This is a genomic window from Alkaliphilus pronyensis, from assembly GCF_009017275.1.
Lineage (GTDB): Bacteria > Bacillota > Clostridia > Peptostreptococcales > Natronincolaceae > Alkaliphilus_C > Alkaliphilus_C pronyensis.
On the sequence record NZ_WBZC01000038.1, the window covers coordinates 1 to 20,976 of the forward strand.

A 20,976-nucleotide genomic window follows, 5' to 3' on the forward strand; every position below is an offset into this window, starting at 1 on the left:
AGGACTCCTTACTATTTATTCGCTCGACTTGCATGTGTTAGGCACGCCGCCAGCGTTCATCCTGAGCCAGGATCAAACTCTTAATCAAAAATTTCTGGGTCAATGTATAGCTTTTGTTTTGGTGATCTGTTTTTCAACTTTTCACTTTAACTTTTCACTATTCATTGTATTTATTTGCTGGCTTAATTTCTATACTGTTTAGTTTTCAAAGACCTGCTATTAATAATTCGAATAAATCTGCTTTAAGTGACAGCTTTATAACTATACCATTTTAGATTATATGGTGTCAAGCATTTTTTACTGTTTGTTTTTTTAATCAAAGTTTTTTTAGTAACTTTTATAGTATAGTCTATTCAGAACATTATGTCAACCTTTTCTTTTGCTTTTATTTGTCATCTTTTAGAGACGACTTTACTAATATAACATCCCTATACTATTAAGTCAACAGCTTTTAGTATGTTATATTATTCCATATTTAATAACTGGTTTTGTAATAAATTCTTATACAGGTTTATATGCCTCTTCTCAAAAATTATTCCTAAAAACATTGCTTTTATTTATTACTCTTAAAATAGTTTGAGTTAGCAATCTATTATTTATACATGTAAGTTTCTTATACTATTTAGCTGCTCATTTTGATTGTTATATCTATTTTAATCAAAGTTTTATTTTGCTTTTTAATCTAATATAATAGTAAATATAGTAATTAATAAAAACACACTAATATTTATTAGCAATAAAAGGAGGGAGATTTTCTTGAAGCTACCTGAACATATTGTTTTAGCTAATGTACCTACAAAAATAGAGAAGCTAGAAAGACTTTCAAACAGTCTAGGCAATATTAATATTTATGTAAAAAGGGATGATCAGACTGGAACTGAGGTTTCTGGCAATAAAGTAAGAAAGCTTGAATTCTCTGTTAAGGAAGCCCTTTTAAATGGCTGTGATACCCTAGTAACCTGCGGAGGTATTCAATCTAATCATGCAAGAGCTACTGCTGCAGTTGCGGCTAAACTAGGTATGAAGGCTGTTCTTGTATTAAAATGTGATAAAAATCCAAGGTTAGAGGGAAATTATTTTTTAGATAAGGTTTTAGGAGCTAAAGTAGAGTTGATAACCCCTGAGGAGTATACAGCAAATATAAATGGAGTAATGAAAAATATAAAAAATGAATTAGATTCATGCGGTAACAAGTGCTATATTATTCCAGAGGGGGCTTCTAATGGCATTGGTGCATTTGGATATTTTAAGGCTATGGAGGAAATAAAGAGGCAGGAATATGAGATGGGGATTAGCTTTGATGGTATTGCTATGTCCGTAGGCTCTGGAGGTACCTACGGAGGCTTGTTCCTTGCTAACAAGCTTTATAATTATGGAAAAAGAATCATTGGTATTAATGTAAGTAATAATGCAGAATATTTTCAAAATAAAATTGTCAATATATTAAATGAAGCTGTTAATTACATAAATAAAGAAATTAGCTACAGTATTGATGAAATTGAAATCATTGATGGCTATGTAGGTAAGGGCTATGGCTTAAGCAGTAGGCATGAATTAGATTTTATTAATAAAATAGCTAAAATGGAGGGCGTTGTTTTAGACCCTGTTTATACTGGAAAGGCTATGCTTGGATTAACTAAAGAAATTAATAGAGGTAAACTAAACAACATGAAAAATATTCTTTTTATACATACAGGAGGAATTTTCAGTTTGTTTCCTAGTGCAAATTCATTTCAACTCTAGTATTAACTTTCTTATAAAAGAGCCCCTTCCTATAGAGGCCCTTTTTGTATTTATACTTAGTTACAAATTCATTAAATATGAAATATTTGCTTCTTTCTTAATAATTCCCTTTATCTTTGATGTATTACAGCTCATAATTACCGTTATCCCTGGTCCATGACCTGACTTTATACAATCACTATGCACAACAACACCTATGGAAACAGCCTCCTTTAGATATTGTCTTCCAAAGGTATTATCACAATCCTTCAATAAAACTATATCTCCAAATCTAAGACTATTGATACCATAATCTATATTGGCAGATTTATCACCAGTCATTATATCATAGTCTCCAGAAAATGCAGTGCTGCCACCTATGCCAGAACCCATTAGGTAAGCTGGTATTTCTGTAACTACCGGAACTTCTATTATGCCTTCTGCTGTTATTTTAATACCAAGTTTTTCGAATAGGTTTGGATCAATGTTCATGCACTTTATTTCTTTTGCATCTTCAATTTCTAAACCTTGCCCAAAGGATTTTATTAAAATTTTATCGTTAACAGCCATTTTTTCTAGATCTTCATCATCAAAATGTATTAACACATGATCTATTCCACCATGTTTGCCTGTTACGTAGCCCTTGGCTCCTTTTGAGTCTCCCGTAACTACTCTGGCTTCATTCCCAATACAAGCCAACAAGTTTAATGCGGCATTTTCTGATGTGTTTTCATTCTTAATACTTACTCCTGGTTCAACATGGTCTCCTACCCAATTCATACAACTGTCCCCAACTTTAACATTATATGTAATGCCTCCTGTTGCAGGTAATACATATGCAGTTCCATTTCTTCCAATGCGATAAGGTGTTGGAGCTATAGGGCCATGGATTTTTCCTTGAACAGATTGCATAACTAGTTTGTTTTTATTAGTTTTTACCATAATTAGCCTCCTTTTTGATTAAGTATGCTAAGGTTTCCATAAGTGATTGAGATTTCTTTAAATTTATCCTTCTTTCTGAAAAATTATATCTTCATACCTTTCTAAAGTTAATAATAAAGGGTATCCTAATACATAGCATGCTAACAGCTGTCCAAGAGAAACCCAAGCCATTGATATTAATAATGGATACTTGTATAAATAGTTTAATATAAATCCGATAACTATTCCATTTATTATAACTGGAGGTAATGGAACCATCCATTTTTTAGGTGCTCTATAGGATAAATATGCAGCAATTAAGGATGCTAAGCTACCAAATACAATATCTATCATGCCATTCCCGCCAAATATATTTGCAATTATACAGCCCACAAATAACCCTGGTATAGCTGCTGGAGTAAAAAAAGGCAGTATTGTTAATGCTTCTGATATTCTTACCTGAATTTGACCATAGCTAATTGGTGCAAATAAAATTGTTAAACTTGCATATACTGCTGCTATAACTGATGCCTGAACAATAAATAATGTCTTTTTCAAACTATTAACCTCCAAATTAAAATATAATATTATTTCATACTATAAGCATTATATACAAGTTTTTGAATACCTTCAACAACTTCCTGCAAAAAAGCAAAATCCATTGGTTAAATACCAGTGGATTTTTTAAACTAAGTTTTCTTTATAATAGTGGATGTTCATCCATTGCCTTTAATCTACCCCATCTTCTATCAATTTCTCTTTGAATCCTTTTTAACTCTTGGCTATAGTCATCCCTTAGCAAATGCTTTGTTACTCCCATTCTATCAAAAAACTTAGAAACAGGCATTTTTTTCTGTGATTTTTCTGGATCATAAGTTATTTTAGTTATTCCCTGATATATTTCATATAATGGGAAGTAGCAGCTTTCGACAGCTCGTCCTATAACGCTTCTTTGCTCTTCTGGAGGACTCTTCCAATTAAGAGGACAGGCGGAAATAGCTTTAACATAAGCTAATCCTTCGTTATTAGCAACATATTGAGCTTTTGCAGCTTTTTTAATAAAATCTACTGTATGGGATTCAGCTACAGTTGCTAAATAAGGTATATGTGTTCCTGCCATTATCATTGGAGTATCCTTATGGAAAGTACTGGTGCCTCCTTTCTTTTGAAACGTGCTTTTTCCAGCAAAGGATGGACCTACTATGGAGGTTTTACTTTCGGCTAAATGGGGTGTTGTATAGGATAACTGATAGCCTGTATTCATGTATCCGCCGTTATCATATTCAAAAATAATCATGTTATGATTTCTAAGAGCTGTTCCTATTGCTGGCCCCATACCTATATCCATTCCACCATCACCACTAACCATTACAAAGGTTATCTGTAAATCTTTATCTACTTCTCCTCTACGTTTTTTTTCTTCAAACATTTCTACTACACCACTTAAGGTGGCAGCTCCATTTTGAAATAGATTATGTATATAGGTTGATCTAAAGGCTGTGTATGGATAGCCTGTGGTTACAACCATGGCACATCCTGTTTGAAACAAAAACACAACATACCCATTTAAACCCTTTGTAAGTAGATTTAAATTAGGAAAAATACCACATCCTGGACAGGCTTGATGTCCTGGTGCTATTCTTTTAGGGACTTTAGTTAAATTTCTAGTATTTACTCCTTTTACTGTAAGCTCGCCTGTCTGTTGATTTTTTTCTACAGTAATACCATTATCAAAATAATTACTAGTAACACTATTTATGAATTTTTTTTCTTGATAATGCTTATTTCCTTCATAGGCACCTATGTAATCAAATGCCTTTAAAACCTTTCCTCCTTCAGCTACTGCTAAAGCTTCCTTTAGCAGCTCTATTGCGTCGTCTACATAAAATTCTTTACCACCTATTCCATATATTCTGCTGAAAATTAGAGTATTATTATTTGGGTCATCTTTTAGGGTTGCTCTAATTTCTATACTCATATTACCTGCTTTAGCCCCATAGCTTTCTTGTCTATCAGCTATACATAAGGCCTTAACATCTTTAAACACTTCAATTATTTCTTTTTTAGGCCAAGGTCTTAGTATGTTGGTAGAAACAATGCCTACTTTTTTACCTTCTCTTCTTAGCATATCAACTGCCTCCATTGCAGTATCAAATGAAGAGTTTAATACAAATAAGCAAGCCTCTGCATCCTCCATTTTATAGGTTTCTATGGTGTTATAATATCTACCAGTTTGACGTCCATACTCTTCTAGTATCTTTGGTATTATTTCGTATGCTCTATCCATAGCTTTACTTAACTGAACCTTATTATTTATTAAATCTGGTTCATTCATATATGGTCCAATAGTTATTGGTTTTTCTGGGTCAATAGCTGTATATTTAGGTTTATATTCTCCTAAAAACTCTTTAACATTATCCTTGTGTTTAAATACTAGATTTCTTCTTTTTTGATGGCTAGTAAAAAAGCCATCACTTGCAACTATAACTGGTAGCATTACATCTTCATTTTCTGCTACCTTTGTTCCTATTATATTAAAATCATAAATACGTTGTGGATCTTTAGCCATTAGAATAATCCACCCCGTATTAAGTGTGTACATTATATCACTATGATCCCCTTTAATATCTAATGGTCCAGAAACTGATCTAGTAATTACATTTAAAACCATAGGTGTTCTGGTTCCTGATTGTACAGGAAGTTGTTCTAAGGCATATAATAACCCGTTTGCAGAAGTGGCATTTACTACCCTGCCGCCTGCAATTGCTGCTCCATAGCATATTCCTGCTGCTCCATGCTCTCCGTCTCCTGGTATTAAGACAATGTTATGTAATCCATCTGCCTTCATTGCACTTAATTCCTCCGAAACACCAGTAGATGGTGTAATCGGGAAGTAACCCATAACATGAAAATCCATATGGGCTGCCGCTATTGCTGCCATCTCATTACCGTTTTTAAACACAGCTTCTTGTTCTCTCATGTATTCCCCTCATTCTATAGTTTTATAGTAATTTTTTCTATATCATGCTCTGCTTCTAGTTCTTCTGTTAAGGCTTCTACAGGGCATACATCTACACATCTTAGACAGCCTTTACAGAATTGATAGTCTACTCCTTCATTAAATATATTAATTTTACCTGTTTTAGTGTCTTCTTTCTCTTTAAAGCTAAAGCAATAATCTGGACAAGTTGTTTCACACAGTCCACAATGAATACATTTTTTTAGATGAAAAATTGGAATTTTCCCTTGTCTACTTGTTTGATTGTTTTTTAAAATACTGCTGCCTGCCTCTAATATAACTCCTCCAATAGGAGCATTTTCGTAACCCCAATCACCTTCAACCTCCTTAAATGAAACTATTGGAAACCTTCCATCTTCTTGAAACTCACCCTGTTCTACTTGACTATAGCCTGCTTCAAAGCCCCTTAAGTTAGCTTCTAGTTGATTTTGATACTTTTTACCAAATGTTTCTCGAATAGCCTCCTTAACAGCTTCTTTACTAATAAATCCCATAGCTTTAGTAATTGCTCCTATCATAACTACATTCATTCTTACTTTTTCTTGGTAGGCAATCTTTATTGCATCAACTGTAAAAATATTTCCCCCTGCTAATCGTAAATATTCTCTTGCTTTTTTTGGGTCTTTATCTGTATTAATTACTATTGTAGCATCTGGCTTAACTCCTGCTGTTATTGGTATACGAGTAGCTAAGTTTTCGTGAAACACTCCTAACAAATGTGGTTCAGTTACTGGACTATTTATTTTAATAGGCTGTGTAATATCGCAAAAACGAATGAATGAGCTTACAGGTGTTCCTTTTTTTTCTGATCCATAGCTAGCAAAGTTAGAGCCATTTAAGCCCATTCCAACAACCCCTGCCTCAGCAATTATTTTGCCAGCAACATTAGCACCTAACCCCCCTATACTCTCTAATCTAAGCTCATAAAATCCAAATTGATTTTTCTTTGGTAAAGTTTTTTTTCCCACTCTTAATCCTCCTTGATTATTTATCGCTATATGCTATTTAAGTACTTTTTTAGAATTTCGCCTTCTTCTTTAGTGCTTTTAATGGTTTTTGTCTTTTCTGTTTCAAAATTTTTTAAGTATACATTAAAATTATCGCTATTTTGATCCTCTTCATAATAAACACAGCGAAAACCATTTTTATATGCTTCTTTAAAATCCTTTACTATAGGTACATCTGTAAATTCCTTCATTATGTATGTATTCCTCCTATTTCTAATGTGAGTGCATATATTAGGGGTATCCTATAAAAATATATTTATCAAAACAAATAAAGATTATTCACTATTATCAGCATAAAGAAATAACATTTTATGTTTATTTATGGTATATTTATTTTATAGTCGTTTTAAAGGAGGAATATCTTATGTTTAAGTCTAGATGGGTTTTTGGAGTTTTTATAATTTTTTTAGGTGTGGTTTTTTTACTGAATAACCTGAATGTTACAGATTTTGATTTGTCCAGCATAATTTCAACCTATTGGCCTATTATCTTAGTCCTTTTAGGTTTAGATTTTCTTAGTAACCGTGATAGTAAAGGGGAATTTTTATCAGGTGCTATCATTATATTTTTAGGGATTGTTTTTTTAGGTAGGAACACTAATCTTTTTTATATTGATTTATCCTTTTTCTGGAGACTATTTTGGCCAACTATTATAATATTAGCTGGGGTTAGTTTGCTTCTAGGTAAACGTAATATTGGTAAAAACAATTTTGCCTTAATGGGTAGTATTGAAAAAAATAAAGAACCATGGCAATTAGAGTCTGGTTCATACACTGCTCTTATGGGGGGAATTGAGCTGGATTTAACTGTTGCTGATATTCCTGATGGTGAAACTGTTTTAGACTTTACAGCTATTATGGGTGGTATTGAGGTATTTGTTCCTAAAGATGTTACAGTTTATTGTCAGGGTACTGTTGTGCTTGGTGGAATTGAGCTTTTAGATCGTTCGACGGGAGGTATATTATCATCTGCTAAGTCTGAACAAATAATTACAAGCTCAACTAAGCAAATAAAAATATATTGCAGGACTATAATGGGTGGTATTGATTTAAAAAGTAGATAAAAATAAAACATAAAAGCCCTCACTAACTATTGTTGCTTAGAAGGGCTTTTTATAATTTACATGAATACTCTTTCTCCATGGTTTCTAACACTTTTATAAATAAATTTAATGTTTTTTTTCTTTCTTCCTCTTCATAAATATTTGATGTCTTTTTTCTGTGCTTAATCTTACTTAATTTATATTGGTTAAAGTCTATTACTTTTCCATTCATAAAATTCACATCCTTTAGCATTAAATCTTAATATATGTTTTCTACTTTAATTATGAAAATCCTGCTATAAAATAAAAAACATTTATTGTAAAGGATATATGGGCTTTAAATAAAAGCTTATTACATTAAGCTTTTATTTAATTCACTTCTAAACTTTTCTATAATTTTCTTTTCCATTCTTGAAACAGTCATTTGGGATACTTGTAAATCTTCTGCCACCTGCATTTGCGTCTTGTTTTTAAAGAACCTATCTATCAAAACCTTCTTTTCTACTTCATTTAATTTTTCGATAGTTTTATCAAGAAACTCTTTATTTTCTATATTATCAAAGTTTTTATCTGGTTCGCCTATTAGGTCCATCAATTTAATATCTTTATCTTCTCCATCATTGTCATAGGTAAGATCTAAGGATTTTGGTGTATATACTTGACTAGCCTCCATGGCTTCTATAATTTCTTCTTCTGTACACTCAAGATATTCTGCAATATCTTTTACTAAAGGAGCTCTTTGAAGCTTTTGATGTAAATTGTTTTTTGCTCCATTAATTTTCTTAGATAATTCTTGAATCCTTCTGGGTACTCTAATTGACCAACCCTTGTCTCTAAAATGTTTTTTTATTTCTCCAATAATTGTAGGGGTTGCAAAGCTTGAAAACTCAAAACCCTTATTTATGTCAAATCTTTCTATTGCATATATTAGGCCTATTGAAGCAACTTGATAAATATCTTCATAATCTATTCCTTTATTTATATATTTTTTAGATAGTATTTCTACTATATATAAATATCTACTTACCAATTCGTTTCTAATTTCTGTTGTTTTATTTTCTGAATAAAGTAAAAATAACTCTTTTTCATTATAATTTTGAAGGGATTGTATTGATTTAGTTGTATTAGTAGCTCTTGCTACGTTTTTCATTAATTATCATCCCCCCTATTTTTTGACATTCTTATGATTGTACCTTTGCCTAAATTAGAAGTTATTTCTACTTCATCCATTAAAGACTTAATTATAAATATTCCTAACCCTCCTTCTTTAGGATCATTTAAATTAGGTACACTAATCTCATCAGTAATACAACCTCTTCCACTATCACATACAACCATAGTTAGTTTATCATCTTTTACAATAAACTCTATATCAAAATTATTTTTATCTTCTTTTTTACCATGTGTTATTGCATTGGTACAGGCTTCAGCAATTGCAATTTTTATATCCTCTATGTCTTCAACATTAAAACCCATTCTATTTGCTATAGCTGCAACCGTTAATCTCACTACACTTACATATTCAGGTTTATTAGGTATTGATAGTTTAATATAATCAGTTATAGATTTACTCATTTTTACTTGCTCCTTTATTGTATTATGCATACTTTTTTTGTTCACCCCTCTATAACAAAAATTTTATCTAAGCCAGTAATATTTAATAATTTCTTTATGCTAGGCTTTATGTTTGTAATTTTTAGAACTTTATCATATTGCTTTAGCCTTTTTAGAACACCAATTAATACTCCTAACCCAGTACTATCAATATAATCTAAGCTTTTAGCATCAATTTTTACTGTTTCTTGTTTTTCTTCTATTAGCTTTAGAAGTGTTTCTTTCAATTGTGCAGAAGTATAAATGTCTACTTCTCCCTTTAATTCTATGAGCCACTGTTTTTGCTGTTCATCATATAGTTTGTTTATTATTAAAGACATCTTTAAACCCCCTAATTTTTATCAAATTTTTATTTACCCTATAATCAATATTTTAAACATAGTTTAAAACAATCTTATTTAAATTATAATATAATGTTTCAAATAAGTAAAAGGTATCCCTATACTTATTAAGATACCTTTCATTTATTTATTTAGTTTTATTTATTGCTCATCATCTTCCGTCTCATGTAATGGAATTAACTCAACAGAAACTATTTTTTTGTCTCCTTCTGTTCTCATTAATGTTACACCTTTAGTATTTCTGCCCATTTTTGAAATACCCTTAACATTTAACCTTATAACTGTTCCATCATTACTAATTAACAATATTTCTTCATCATTACTTACTGTTTTTGCTCCAACTAATTTCCCTGTCTTATCAGTTACATTATAGGTTTTTATTCCTTTGCCACCTCTTGATTGTAGTCTATATTCGCTTATTTTAGTTCTTTTACCAAAGCCTTTTTCACTTACAACCATTAAATCCTTTTCTTCTGAAGCAACTTCCATGGCCACAACTTTATCTTTTTTATCTAAGTTAATTGCTTTTACCCCCATGGCTGTCCTTCCCATATCTCTTACATCTTTCTCCATAAATTTAATTGACTTACCATTATCTGTTACAATTATTATTTCTTGATTTTCATCAATGGTTCTAACACTAATTAACTCATCATCTTCCCTTATGCTTATTGCTGTTAATCCTGACTTTCTTGTATTTTCAAATTGAGAAAGCTGTGTTTTTTTAATTATTCCATGCTTTGTAGCCATAATTAAATACTCTATAGGGCAATTTCTACTTACTGGTATCATAGCTGCTATTTTTTCATTGGGTGTTAGTTGTAGAATATTGATTATTGCTGTACCCTTTGCTTGTCTTTTAGCTTCTGGTATTTCATATGCATTTAACTTGTAAGCCTTTCCTTTATTAGTAAAGAATAATAAATAGTCGTGACTAGAGGTTATAATCAATTTTTCTACAAAATCCTCCTCCCTTGTTGTAACACCAGTTATTCCTTTACCACCTCTTTTTTGGCTCTTATATGTATCTATAGGTAATCTTTTGACATATCCAAAATGGGTTAATGTAATAGCAACATCTTCTTCATCAATTAAATCTTCAATATTGATTTCACCTTCATCAAAAACAATACTTGTCCTTCTTTCATCATTAAACTTTTCTTTTATTTCTGTTAACTCTTCTTTTATTATATTAAGAATTAATTCTTCACTTCCTAAAATATTTTTCAATTCCTTTATTAATGCTAGGGTTTCTTCTAAATCAGCTTCTATTTTATCTCTTTCTAACCCTGTTAATTTCTGTAATCTCATATCTAAAATAGCCTGTGCTTGCTTTTCTGATAGGTTAAACTCTTCTATTAACCCATTTTTTGCAATATGGACTGTTTCAGAGGCTCTAATTAATGCAATTACTCTATCTAAATTGTCAAGGGCTATCTTTAACCCTTCTAAAATATGTGCTTTTTCCTCTGCTTTATTTAAATCATATTGTGTCCTTCTAATTATAATATCCTTTTGATGCTCCAAATAATGATACAATATTTCCTTAAGATTCAATACTACTGGCTGACCCTTTACTAAAGCAATCATAATTATACTAAAGGTATCTTCCATTTGAGAATGCTTGTAAAGCTTATTTAATACTATGTTGGCATTGGCATCTCTTTTTAATTCTATTACAATCCTCATTCCGTTTCTATCACTCTCATCACGTAAATCAGATATGCCTTCAATTTTTTTATCTCTTACTAAATCTGCAATTTTTTCTATTAGCTTTGCCTTGTTTACTTGATAGGGTATTTCTGTAACTATTATTTGCTGTTTACCATTCTTTAATTCTTCTATATCAGTTATAGCCCTTACTTTCACTTTTCCTCTACCAGTTCTGTAGGCTTCTTTTATTCCTTCTTTCCCCATAATTTGTGCTCCAGTTGGAAAATCAGGACCCTTTATGTGGTTAATTAATCTATCTACATCTATTTCTGGATCTTCTATAAGCTCAATTAGTCCATCAATAACTTCTCCTAAATTATGAGGTGGTATAGATGTAGCCATACCTACTGCTATACCATTTGATCCATTTACTAGTAAATTAGGAAATCTACTTGGTAATACTGTAGGTTCCTTTAAGGTATCGTCAAAGTTTGGAGCATAATCTACAGTTTCTTTATGTATATCCCTAATCATTTCCATAGAAATTTTAGATAGCTTTGCTTCTGTGTAACGCATAGCAGCAGCACTATCTCCATCTACTGAGCCGAAATTACCATGTCCTTGAACTAGAAGATATCTGGTTGAAAAGTCTTGTGCCATTCTAACCATAGCATCATATACAGCTGTATCTCCATGGGGATGATATTTACCTAGTACATCTCCAACGATACGTGCTGATTTACGAAAAGGCTTATCTGGTGTTAAGCCTAATTCACTCATAGCATACAATATTCTTCTATGAACTGGCTTCAAGCCATCTCTTACATCGGGTAAAGCTCGTCCTACAATTACACTCATGGCATAGTCAATATATGATTTTTTCATTTCATCTTCTATACCAATAGGGACGATTCTATTATTGTCTTCCATCATATAATATTCCCCCAAGCCTAAATGTCTAAATTACTTACATATTTAGCGTTTTTTTCTATAAACTCACGTCTTGGTTCAACTTTATCACCCATAAGGGTTGTAAAAATTTCATCTGCTGCTGCTGCATCTTCAATGTTTACCTTCAACAGGGTTCTTGTTTCTGGATTCATTGTAGTGTCCCATAATTGATCAGGATTCATTTCTCCTAAGCCTTTATACCTTTGTATGGCTATGCCTGTCCTACCTATTTCTTCTATTTTTTTATTTAATTCTTTGTCAGAATACAAGTAGTATTCATCTCTTCCTTTTTTTAATTTATATAGTGGCGGTTGAGCTATATATATGTGTTCAAGCTCTAATAATGGCTTCATATATCTAAAGAAGAAGGTTAATAATAATGTTCTTATATGGGCTCCATCAACATCTGCATCAGTCATAATAATTATTTTGTGATATCTTAGCTTTGCAATATCAAATTCTTCTCCAATTCCAGTACCAAAAGCTGTTATCATTGTTCTTATTTCGTTATAGTTAAGTATTTTATCAAGCCTTGCTTTTTCAACATTTAATATTTTACCCCTTAAGGGTAATATTGCTTGAGTTCCACGATCTCTTCCTTGTTTTGCACTACCACCAGCTGAATCACCCTCCACAAGATAAACCTCACAAAGAGATGGGTCCTTCTCAGAGCAATCAGCTAATTTACCTGGAAGTGATGTGTTTTCCAGTACACCCTTTCTCCTTGTTAATTCTCTTGCTTTTTTAGCTGCTTCCCTTGCTCTTTGTGCTTTAAGGGCTTTTTCAATAATTATTCTTGCTTCAGTGGGGTTTTCTTCCAAAAAAGCCTCAAGATATTCTGTTGTTGTTGATTCAACTATTCCTCTAACTTCACTATTACCTAGTTTAGTTTTAGTTTGTCCTTCAAATTGAGGCTCCGTAAGTTTTACTGATATGACAGCAGTTAAGCCTTCTCTAATATCTTCACCTAAAAAATTAGCATCCTTTTCCTTTAAGACACCTATTTTTCGGGAATAGTCATTAATTATACGTGTCATTGCTGACTTATATCCTATAAGATGGGTTCCACCCTCCTGGGTATTTATGTTATTGGCAAAGCTAAATATGTTTTCAGTATAGGATTCTGTATATTGCATTGCCACTTCAACCACTGTATTATCTTTTTCTTTTTCAAAATATATTACTTTTTCATGAATAGACTCTCTGTTTTTGTTTAGATGCTTTACAAATTCAACAATTCCACCGTCATAGTGGAAGCTTTTTTCTTTTTCTAAGTCTTCTCTTTCATCCTTTAAGGTAATTTTAATACCTTTATTTAAAAATGCTAATTCCCTTAGTCTATATTCTAGTGTATCATATTTAAATTCTGTTTCTTCAAATATCTCTGGATCAGGTTTAAATATAGTAGTTGTACCTCTTTCTGTTGTATCACCTATAACTTTTACTTCATAAAGAGGATTACCCCTTTCAAACTCCTGTCTATAGTGCTTACCATTTAGCTTAACGTCAACCTTTACATTTTCTGATAATGCATTTACAACAGAAACTCCAACACCATGCAGTCCACCTGAAACCTTATAGCCTCCACCGCCAAATTTTCCTCCAGCGTGTAATACTGTCATTATTGTTTCAAGTGTAGACTTACCTGTTTTAGGATGTATATCTATTGGTATTCCTCTACCATTATCTTCAACCATTATAGAATTATCTTTTCTAATTGTTACATTTATCCTATCACAAACACCAGCTAAGGCTTCATCTATACTATTATCAACAACCTCATACACTAAGTGATGTAAACCTCTTGGACCTGTAGATCCTATATACATACCAGGTCTTTTTCTTACTGGCTCTAACCCCTCCAGAACTTGAATTTGATTAGCACCATACTCTTGAGTTCTATTATCCATCTTGTTACCTCCCACTGATATATATAAAAACATAAATACTTATATTACATAAATAAACTGCTGACATACGTATAATTTTTGTCTAGCAGAATACGCTAATATTTATCTGTACCACCATTTAATACCGCTCGTTTTTGTAATGTTAATGCTGATATAGGAGAATAATAAACTATAGTTTTTATATCCTTTTTTCCAGTTTTTTTACAATTTACTACCCTTTCAGTTATTACAAAGGATCTTGGCTCTTCATTTGTAATTTGTTGTATAAAGCCTTCATCATTACATATTTCTAAAAACAGTTTACTGTTTTTAGCTTTTAAAGTAGAACTTATGTCGAATATTGCAATTATATCTTTTTTATGTACTATCACATCTCCACCTAGATGAAGAAACATATTATATCACCTCTGAATATAACTCCATTCCTTTATTATAACCTTTATCGTCAATGAATAAAAGATAATATGGATTTTTTTTGTAATTTAGTCTTTTATGCTTACTCTTCCTTCTCTTATATAAAATATCTTATTTTCCTTGTCCTTTAATTTTAGTTGCTCTATCATTGTTGTTGTTATAAAGGTTTGGATATTTTTTAAATTGTTAATTAAGTAATTTTGTCTATTTATATCTAATTCACTCATCACATCATCTAGTAAAAGTATCGGATATTCTCCAACCTCTCCTTTAATAAATTCAAGCTCTGACATTTTTAATGACAATACTGCTGTCCTTTGTTGTCCCTGTGAGCCAAAGCCTTTAACTTCGATGTTATTTATTTTAAATATTAAATCATCTCTATGGGGACCAACAACAGTGACTCTTTTAATTAGCTCTTCTTCTTCTTTTGCTTTAAATTCACTTATTATTTTTTCATTTATATCATTTATTTTATCATTTTCTTTAAAGGGAATATTACTTTCATATATAACCTCTAAAGTCTCAGCCTCATCAGTTATTTTTCTATGGATTAGTTTTGCTAATATACCTATTCTTTTAATAAATTTTATTCTATTAAATATTATTGATGAGCCTACATTAGCCAATTGTTGGTTCCAAATGTCTAAATCAATTCTTTTTCCCTTGCTTTCTCTTAGTAGCTTATTACGCTGTTGAAGTATTCTATTATATTGATTTAATTGATAATAATATTTGGGATAAACTTGACAAATTTCATTATCTATAAATTTTCTTCTTTCTATTGGTCCACCTTTTATTATTTTTAGATCATCGGGTGAAAAAACCACAACATTAAAGTTCCCCAGTAATTCGCCAGTTTTAATTAAGGGTATTTTATTTACCTTTATTTTTTTTTTATCTTCTTTATCTAATTTCATTTCTATTTCAACATTGTTATTTACTTTTTCAACAACAGCTTTAATATATGCTTGTTTTTTATCTAGCTTAATTAGTTCATTATCTTTATAGGTACGAAAGGCTTTACCTATTGAGCATAAATATATTGCCTCAATAATATTGGTTTTTCCTTGAGCATTCTCTCCTACTATGATATTTAATTTAGGATGAAATTGTATATTTAATGAATCGTAGTTTCTAAAGTTTAAAAGCTTAAGCTCTTGTAAATACATTTAAATCCCCCTATAGCATCCTATAAATTGCTACTCAACTTTTATTTTATACCCTTCAACCTCAACTAAATCTCCCTGCCTTATTTTTTTTCCCCTTTGATTAATAGTAACTCCATTAACCTTTACATCTCCATTTAAAATCATAAGCTTTGCTTGTCCACCACTACCTACAATATCTGCAGTTTTTAGAAGCTGATCAAGCTTTATAAAATCACCATCTAAATTTATTTTTTTCATCATTTCAATACCTCCCAGCTATATTTATTCTAAAAACATATTTTATCTATATGAAATTCAACATTTTTTTAATTATTGTCAATAAAATTTAAAATAATAATACCCTAATATAAATATAACCCAGAATATAAATATAACCCAGCTTTTGCTGGGCCAAAGAAAATTAGTTGGAAGACACTCTTACAGGAAGAACTAAGTAAATATAGTTTTCATTTTCTACTGGTTTTATTATACCAGGACTTATATTAGTGGTAAAATCAAGGTATACTTCATCATCATCAAAAACCTTTAAAGCATCCATAAAGTATTTAGAGTTAAAAGCAATTTCAATGTCATCTCCCTCTAGTATTATAGCTAATTCTTCATATACCTTACCCAGTTCAGAATTTGATGTTATAGTCATTTTATCATCATTTATTATAAATTTAACTAAATTGTTTTTCCCTTCTCTAGCCAATAGGGAGGCTCTTTCTATACTATTATATAGGGCTTTTGTTTTTACTCTAACTCTTGATTTAAACTCTTTAGGTAGTATTTGATTATAGTTTATAAGTTCACCCTCTAAAAGTCGTGATATAAGCTTAGTGCTACCTGTAATAAAAAGAGCATGATTATCAGTTAGACATATTTCAATTGGTTCTTCATTGTCTGTTTCTATTATACGGGCCAGTTCAGACAATGTTCTAGCTGGAATTACTGCTTTATTGCTTGTATTTGCCTCTACCTTACCTTTTCTTAGGGCTAATCTATATCCATCTAGTGCCACCATATTTAATGAACTATCTTCTATCTCTAGCAAAACTCCAGTTAAAATTGGTCTTGACTCATCCTGTGATGTTGCAAACACAGTTTGTCTAATCATATTTCTAAATAGCTCATGGGGTAACTTATAAAAATTAAAATCATTTATTTGAGGTAATTCTGGATAATCCTCTGGATTATGACAAACTATACTAAAATCTGCAGTTAAGCATTTAATGTTTACTTGATTATTTTCTAATAGTTTAATGCTGATATCAGAATCTGGTAATTTTCTAATAATATCACTAAATAATCTTGCATCTATTACAGTAGCTCCTTCTTCTATTACTTCAGCTTCTATAATATTTTCAATTCCTATTTCAAGATCTGTTCCAACTATTTTTAATTGATTTGATGTAGCCTCTATGTAGATGCCTCTTAAGATGGGTAGAGTTGTTTTTGTTGAAACAGATTTTTGAACAATGCTTATACTATTAAGCAATAGTTTTTGAGGACAAACGATATGCACTGTGGATAACCTCCTTTTTATAAAATAGAGAAAGAATATAAAAATATAGTAGTAATAGTAATAGGGCCTGTTGAAATGTTAATAACCATAATCAGCAATGAAGCATCAACATAAAAGGGTGTGGATACAATGTGAGGAACCTGTAGGAGTTTATCCACATATTAATAGTAAATACACCTATATAACTTATCAACATTTTATTAACAGTTTCCTGTTATTAATCTCCTTTTAATTCCTTAATTATATCTTCTACTCTTTCTTTAAGGTTTGAGTCATTTTTTATATCACTTGATATTTTTTCATGGGCGTGCATTACGGTAGTGTGATCTCTACCTCCAAACTCTTCTCCAATTTTAGGTAGTGATAAATCTGTTAGCTCTCTAGTAATATACATTGCTACTTGTCTAGGATAGGCTATAGCCCTTGTCCTCTTTTTAGAATCAATATCCTCTAATTTTATATTAAATCTTTTAGATATAGTCTCTTTTATGGTGGATATGTTTAATTGCTTTGGTTTTGATGAGAATATTTCTTTTAAAGCTTCACTAGCTAAATCCACTGATATTTCACTGTTGGTTAATGATGAATATGCTACAATCCTAATTAGGGCCCCTTCTAATTCTCTTATATTGGACTGTATTTTCTTTGCAACGTAAATAGTTACATCATTGGGAACCTCTATATCTTCCATTTGAGCTTTTTTCCGTAGTATAGCTATTCTTGTTTCAAAATCAGGAGGTTGAATATCTGCTATTAACCCCCACTCAAAACGAGATCTTAATCTATCTTCTAATGTAGGTATTTCCTTTGGTGGTCTATCACTTGATATAATAATCTGCTTATTTGATTCATGTAGAGCATTAAAGGTATGGAAAAATTCCTCTTGAGTTCTCTCTTTACCAGCTATAAACTGAATATCATCCACTAAAAGAACATCTACATTTCTATATCTATTTCTAAACTCGACATTTCTATCGTCTCTTATAGAATTTATTAACTCATTTGTAAAGGTTTCTGATGAAACATAAGCAACCCTTGATTTTGGATTGTTTTCAAGTATATAGTGACCTATAGCGTGCATTAAGTGAGTTTTACCTAATCCAACACCTCCATATATAAATAATGGATTATAGGCTTTAGCAGGAGCTTCAGCAACTGCCACGGATGCAGCATGGGCAAATCTATTGCTATTTCCTATAACGAAGGTATCAAAGGTGTATTTTGGATTTAATGTGTTTGTAGTTAGAATTTCAAGCTGTGCCTTAATGGATTTTCCTTGTTCTTTCTTTACATTTTTAACAGACTCTTCAGAAGGAACGATGAATTGAATTTCTAGTTTCTTAGTTGTTACCTGTTTAATTGCATTACTTAACAAGGCTAAATATCTATTATTTAATATGCCTCTAGTAAAATCATTTTGAACACCTAATATAATTTGTTTTTCTTCAAGCGATATGGGATCAATTGTCTTAATCCATGTATTAAAACTAACTTCAGTTAATTCAGTTTTAATTAGATCAAGGGTTTTTTCCCATACTTCAGACAGGTTATAATACATATAACAGCCCCCTAACTGTTGTGAAATAAAAAAAATATATAAAAAAAATATTATACTCAGATTTATCCACAATTTTATATAAAAAAGGTAATTAAATTTGTAATTTATGAAAAAAATATATATTAAGAATGTTATAAACAAGCTTGTGGATATAATAATAAAAAAGGGGTCTAACATAATTATATAAAATAGTTATCAACAATAGCAACACATATTTAATTCACAAAAAAAAATAGTAAATTTGATACATAATATTGATGTAACAAGGGAAATTTCTAACTTATACACAAGATTATCCACAAGATGTGTATAAAAACTGACATTGTTGATAAAATACATGAAGTTATCAACAAGTATTTTAATAATATCAAATACCATATGACATTTCAACAAATATAAAAAAATATCCACAAAAAAAATCATTTACACAGCTATTTATCCACAAATACTATGTAGCTTTTATCTTGACAGTGGGCATCAATATAGTTATAATCTAGTTGTATTATTTTTAAGTACTTTTAATTAGTATTTAATAGCTAAGATAATAACTATGTTATATAGAAGTACTTGTAGTACTTGAAGGGGGTGTATTTCGTGAAAAGAACTTATCAACCGAAAAAGAGACAAAGGTCAAAGGAACATGGCTTTAGAAAAAGAATGAGAACAAGCAATGGTAGAAACATTATTAAAAGACGTAGATTAAAAGGCAGAAAAAGACTGACTGCATAAGGCCGCACTATGTGGCCTTTTTCTGTAACTCTATGAAAATGAAGATTTCGTTTTAGTTAAAAGGATTTTTCATAAAATTATAAACAAAGTCATATCCTAGTGTACCCTTTATAAATTCTTCTATTAGTTTTATAATAAGTACACTATATACTCTAGGAGTGATTTTAATGAAGGGCATAAACAGGCTAAAAAAAAATGAAGACTTTAGAATAGTTTATAAGAATGGAAAATCAATGGCTAATAAGTTACTTATCATTTACATAATGAAGAACTTAAGCGATAAAAATAGAGTTGGATTTACTGTTTCTAAAAAGGTAGGAAAAAGTGTTGTTAGAAGCAGAGTAAAAAGGCTTATGAAGGAATCCTATAGGTTGAATGATAGTAAGCTTATTAGTGGTTACGATATTGTATTTATAGCAAGAGAAAACTGTAAAGAAGCTAACTTTAAAGAAGTAGAATCAGCTTTACTTCATTTAATAAGAAAAATGAAATTGAGTAAAAGGTAAAGTGAGTGGTTTAATGTCAGGTTTATGTATTTGGATTATAGGTGTATACCAAAAATGGTTATCTCCGTTAAAGGGACAAACCTGTAGATTTATTCCGACCTGTTCAAGCTATAGCATTGAAGCGTATAAAAAATATGGTTTCTTTAAAGGAAGCTATTTAACAATTAAGAGAATACTAAGGTGTCATCCCTTTCATCCAGGAGGATATGATCCCTTATAAATAAAATAGGTGATTAGGGGGTTTTAAATTTGACTGCATTAGCCCAGCCATTAGGTATGCTATTAAAAATGATTTATGATTTAATTGGTAACTATGGTATATCAATTATTGTTTTTACAATAGTTGTAAAATTATTAATGGTTCCATTAACATTAAAGCAAATGAGGTCTATGAAGCAGCTTCAAGAGGTTCAACCAAAAATAAAAGAATTACAAGAAAAGTATAAAAATGATAAAGAGAAATTGAACATTAAGACAATGGAGCTATATAAGCAGTATAATGTTAGTCCATTCGGAGGATGTCTTCCTCTATTAATTCAATTTCCTATAATAATTGGATTGTTTACTGCTTTAAGGGATCCAGGTTTATATGTTTTTGGTTCAGAGGAAATATATCAACAAATTAATACCAGTTTTTTATGGCTATCAAACTTAACAGATCCAGATCCATGGATATTACCAATTTTAGCTGGAGCTACAACATACTTATCTAGTATTACAATGTCTTCAAATAAAAATGATCAAACACAAAAAATGATGACTTATTTCTTTCCTATATTGATTTTTTGGTGGGGTAGAAGTTTTCCTGCAGGTTTAACTTTATATTGGGTAGTAAGTAACGGATTCCAAGCAGCTCAGCAAATTATAATTACAAAACCCTATGCCAAAGTGAAGGAGGGTTCTAATTAAT

At 30.8% G+C, this 20,976-nt stretch carries 22 protein-coding genes and 1 rRNA gene; 6 read left to right on the forward strand and 17 right to left on the reverse strand.

Annotated elements, in window-relative coordinates; all coding sequences use genetic code 11:
- Window positions 1-88, reverse strand: a 16S ribosomal RNA gene (locus F8154_RS15125); the annotation flags it as partial.
- 668 nt (window positions 89-756) lie between these two features.
- On the opposite strand from F8154_RS15125, the gene F8154_RS10295 reads away from it, so the two are divergent.
- Window positions 757-1,743: a D-cysteine desulfhydrase family protein gene (locus tag F8154_RS10295; protein WP_151861532.1), complete on the forward strand. Its 987-nt coding sequence runs from the start codon at window positions 757-759 to the stop codon at window positions 1,741-1,743.
- 60 nt (window positions 1,744-1,803) lie between these two features.
- On the opposite strand, the gene F8154_RS10300 is transcribed toward F8154_RS10295, so the two are convergent.
- The 5 genes from F8154_RS10300 to F8154_RS10320 all read right to left on the reverse strand — a co-directional run bounded on the left by F8154_RS10300 (window position 1,804) and on the right by F8154_RS10320 (window position 6,860).
- Window positions 1,804-2,664 (reverse strand): DUF4438 domain-containing protein, encoded by an 861-nt coding sequence (locus tag F8154_RS10300; protein ID WP_151861533.1) that lies wholly within the window; start codon window positions 2,662-2,664, stop codon window positions 1,804-1,806.
- 63 nt (window positions 2,665-2,727) lie between these two features.
- A complete protein-coding gene (locus tag F8154_RS10305) occupies window positions 2,728-3,201 on the reverse strand; it encodes a QueT transporter family protein (protein ID WP_151861534.1) in 474 nt (157 codons plus the stop codon).
- Between the two features lie 142 nt (window positions 3,202-3,343).
- Window positions 3,344-5,623: a thiamine pyrophosphate-dependent enzyme gene (locus F8154_RS10310; protein ID WP_151861535.1), complete on the reverse strand. Its 2,280-nt coding sequence runs from the start codon at window positions 5,621-5,623 to the stop codon at window positions 3,344-3,346.
- Between the two features lie 14 nt (window positions 5,624-5,637).
- Window positions 5,638-6,630 (reverse strand): 2-oxoacid:acceptor oxidoreductase family protein, encoded by a 993-nt coding sequence (locus tag F8154_RS10315; RefSeq protein ID WP_151861536.1) that lies wholly within the window; start codon window positions 6,628-6,630, stop codon window positions 5,638-5,640.
- 26 nt (window positions 6,631-6,656) lie between these two features.
- Window positions 6,657-6,860 (reverse strand): hypothetical protein, encoded by a 204-nt coding sequence (locus F8154_RS10320; protein WP_151861537.1) that lies wholly within the window; start codon window positions 6,858-6,860, stop codon window positions 6,657-6,659.
- A 173-nt stretch (window positions 6,861-7,033) separates the two neighbouring features.
- Between F8154_RS10320 and F8154_RS10325 the strand changes: the two genes are divergently transcribed.
- Entirely contained in the window at window positions 7,034-7,732 is a 699-nt protein-coding gene (locus F8154_RS10325) for a LiaF domain-containing protein (RefSeq protein ID WP_151861538.1), read from the forward strand.
- Window positions 7,733-7,781: 49 nt separating this feature from the next.
- Here F8154_RS10325 and F8154_RS15130 read toward each other — a convergent pair whose 3' ends face one another.
- The 11 genes from F8154_RS15130 to dnaA all read right to left on the reverse strand — a co-directional run bounded on the left by F8154_RS15130 (window position 7,782) and on the right by dnaA (window position 18,831).
- A complete protein-coding gene (locus tag F8154_RS15130) occupies window positions 7,782-7,943 on the reverse strand; it encodes a hypothetical protein (RefSeq protein WP_192930247.1) in 162 nt (53 codons plus the stop codon).
- Between the two features lie 120 nt (window positions 7,944-8,063).
- Window positions 8,064-8,861 (reverse strand): SigB/SigF/SigG family RNA polymerase sigma factor, encoded by a 798-nt coding sequence (locus F8154_RS10330; protein ID WP_151861539.1) that lies wholly within the window; start codon window positions 8,859-8,861, stop codon window positions 8,064-8,066.
- Window positions 8,861-9,286: an ATP-binding protein gene (locus tag F8154_RS10335; RefSeq protein ID WP_151861540.1), complete on the reverse strand. Its 426-nt coding sequence runs from the start codon at window positions 9,284-9,286 to the stop codon at window positions 8,861-8,863. Before F8154_RS10335 ends, F8154_RS10330 begins: the two co-directional genes overlap by 1 nt.
- Window positions 9,287-9,327: 41 nt before the next feature.
- Window positions 9,328-9,645: an STAS domain-containing protein gene (locus tag F8154_RS10340; RefSeq protein WP_151861541.1), complete on the reverse strand. Its 318-nt coding sequence runs from the start codon at window positions 9,643-9,645 to the stop codon at window positions 9,328-9,330.
- A gap of 162 nt (window positions 9,646-9,807) precedes the next feature.
- Window positions 9,808-12,249: a DNA gyrase subunit A gene (gene gyrA / locus F8154_RS10345; protein ID WP_192930248.1), complete on the reverse strand. Its 2,442-nt coding sequence runs from the start codon at window positions 12,247-12,249 to the stop codon at window positions 9,808-9,810.
- Between the two features lie 20 nt (window positions 12,250-12,269).
- Window positions 12,270-14,180, reverse strand: coding sequence for a DNA topoisomerase (ATP-hydrolyzing) subunit B (gene gyrB / locus F8154_RS10350; RefSeq protein ID WP_151861543.1), 1,911 nt, complete (start codon window positions 14,178-14,180; stop codon window positions 12,270-12,272).
- 95 nt (window positions 14,181-14,275) lie between these two features.
- Window positions 14,276-14,575 (reverse strand): extracellular matrix regulator RemB, encoded by a 300-nt coding sequence (gene remB, locus F8154_RS10355; protein ID WP_151861544.1) that lies wholly within the window; start codon window positions 14,573-14,575, stop codon window positions 14,276-14,278.
- 87 nt (window positions 14,576-14,662) lie between these two features.
- Window positions 14,663-15,766: a DNA replication/repair protein RecF gene (gene recF / locus F8154_RS10360; protein WP_151861545.1), complete on the reverse strand. Its 1,104-nt coding sequence runs from the start codon at window positions 15,764-15,766 to the stop codon at window positions 14,663-14,665.
- A 30-nt stretch (window positions 15,767-15,796) separates the two neighbouring features.
- Entirely contained in the window at window positions 15,797-16,006 is a 210-nt protein-coding gene (locus F8154_RS10365; protein ID WP_151861546.1) for an RNA-binding S4 domain-containing protein, read from the reverse strand.
- A 160-nt stretch (window positions 16,007-16,166) separates the two neighbouring features.
- Complete coding sequence (gene dnaN, locus F8154_RS10370; RefSeq protein WP_151861547.1) at window positions 16,167-17,273, reverse strand: DNA polymerase III subunit beta; 1,107 nt, start codon at window positions 17,271-17,273, stop codon at window positions 16,167-16,169.
- A 217-nt stretch (window positions 17,274-17,490) separates the two neighbouring features.
- Window positions 17,491-18,831, reverse strand: a complete 1,341-nt coding sequence (dnaA, locus tag F8154_RS10375; protein WP_151861548.1) for a chromosomal replication initiator protein DnaA — start codon at window positions 18,829-18,831, stop codon at window positions 17,491-17,493.
- Window positions 18,832-19,425: 594 nt separating this feature from the next.
- Between dnaA and rpmH the strand changes: the two genes are divergently transcribed.
- From rpmH to F8154_RS10395, 4 genes are all read left to right on the forward strand, one after another.
- A complete protein-coding gene (gene rpmH / locus F8154_RS10380) occupies window positions 19,426-19,560 on the forward strand; it encodes a 50S ribosomal protein L34 (protein ID WP_151861549.1) in 135 nt (44 codons plus the stop codon).
- 167 nt (window positions 19,561-19,727) lie between these two features.
- Entirely contained in the window at window positions 19,728-20,066 is a 339-nt protein-coding gene (rnpA, locus tag F8154_RS10385) for a ribonuclease P protein component (protein ID WP_151861550.1), read from the forward strand.
- 13 nt (window positions 20,067-20,079) lie between these two features.
- A complete protein-coding gene (gene yidD / locus F8154_RS10390) occupies window positions 20,080-20,286 on the forward strand; it encodes a membrane protein insertion efficiency factor YidD (protein ID WP_151861551.1) in 207 nt (68 codons plus the stop codon).
- A 29-nt stretch (window positions 20,287-20,315) separates the two neighbouring features.
- A complete protein-coding gene (locus tag F8154_RS10395) occupies window positions 20,316-20,975 on the forward strand; it encodes a YidC/Oxa1 family membrane protein insertase (protein ID WP_151861552.1) in 660 nt (219 codons plus the stop codon).
- The last annotated feature ends 1 nt before the right edge of the window (window position 20,976 follow it).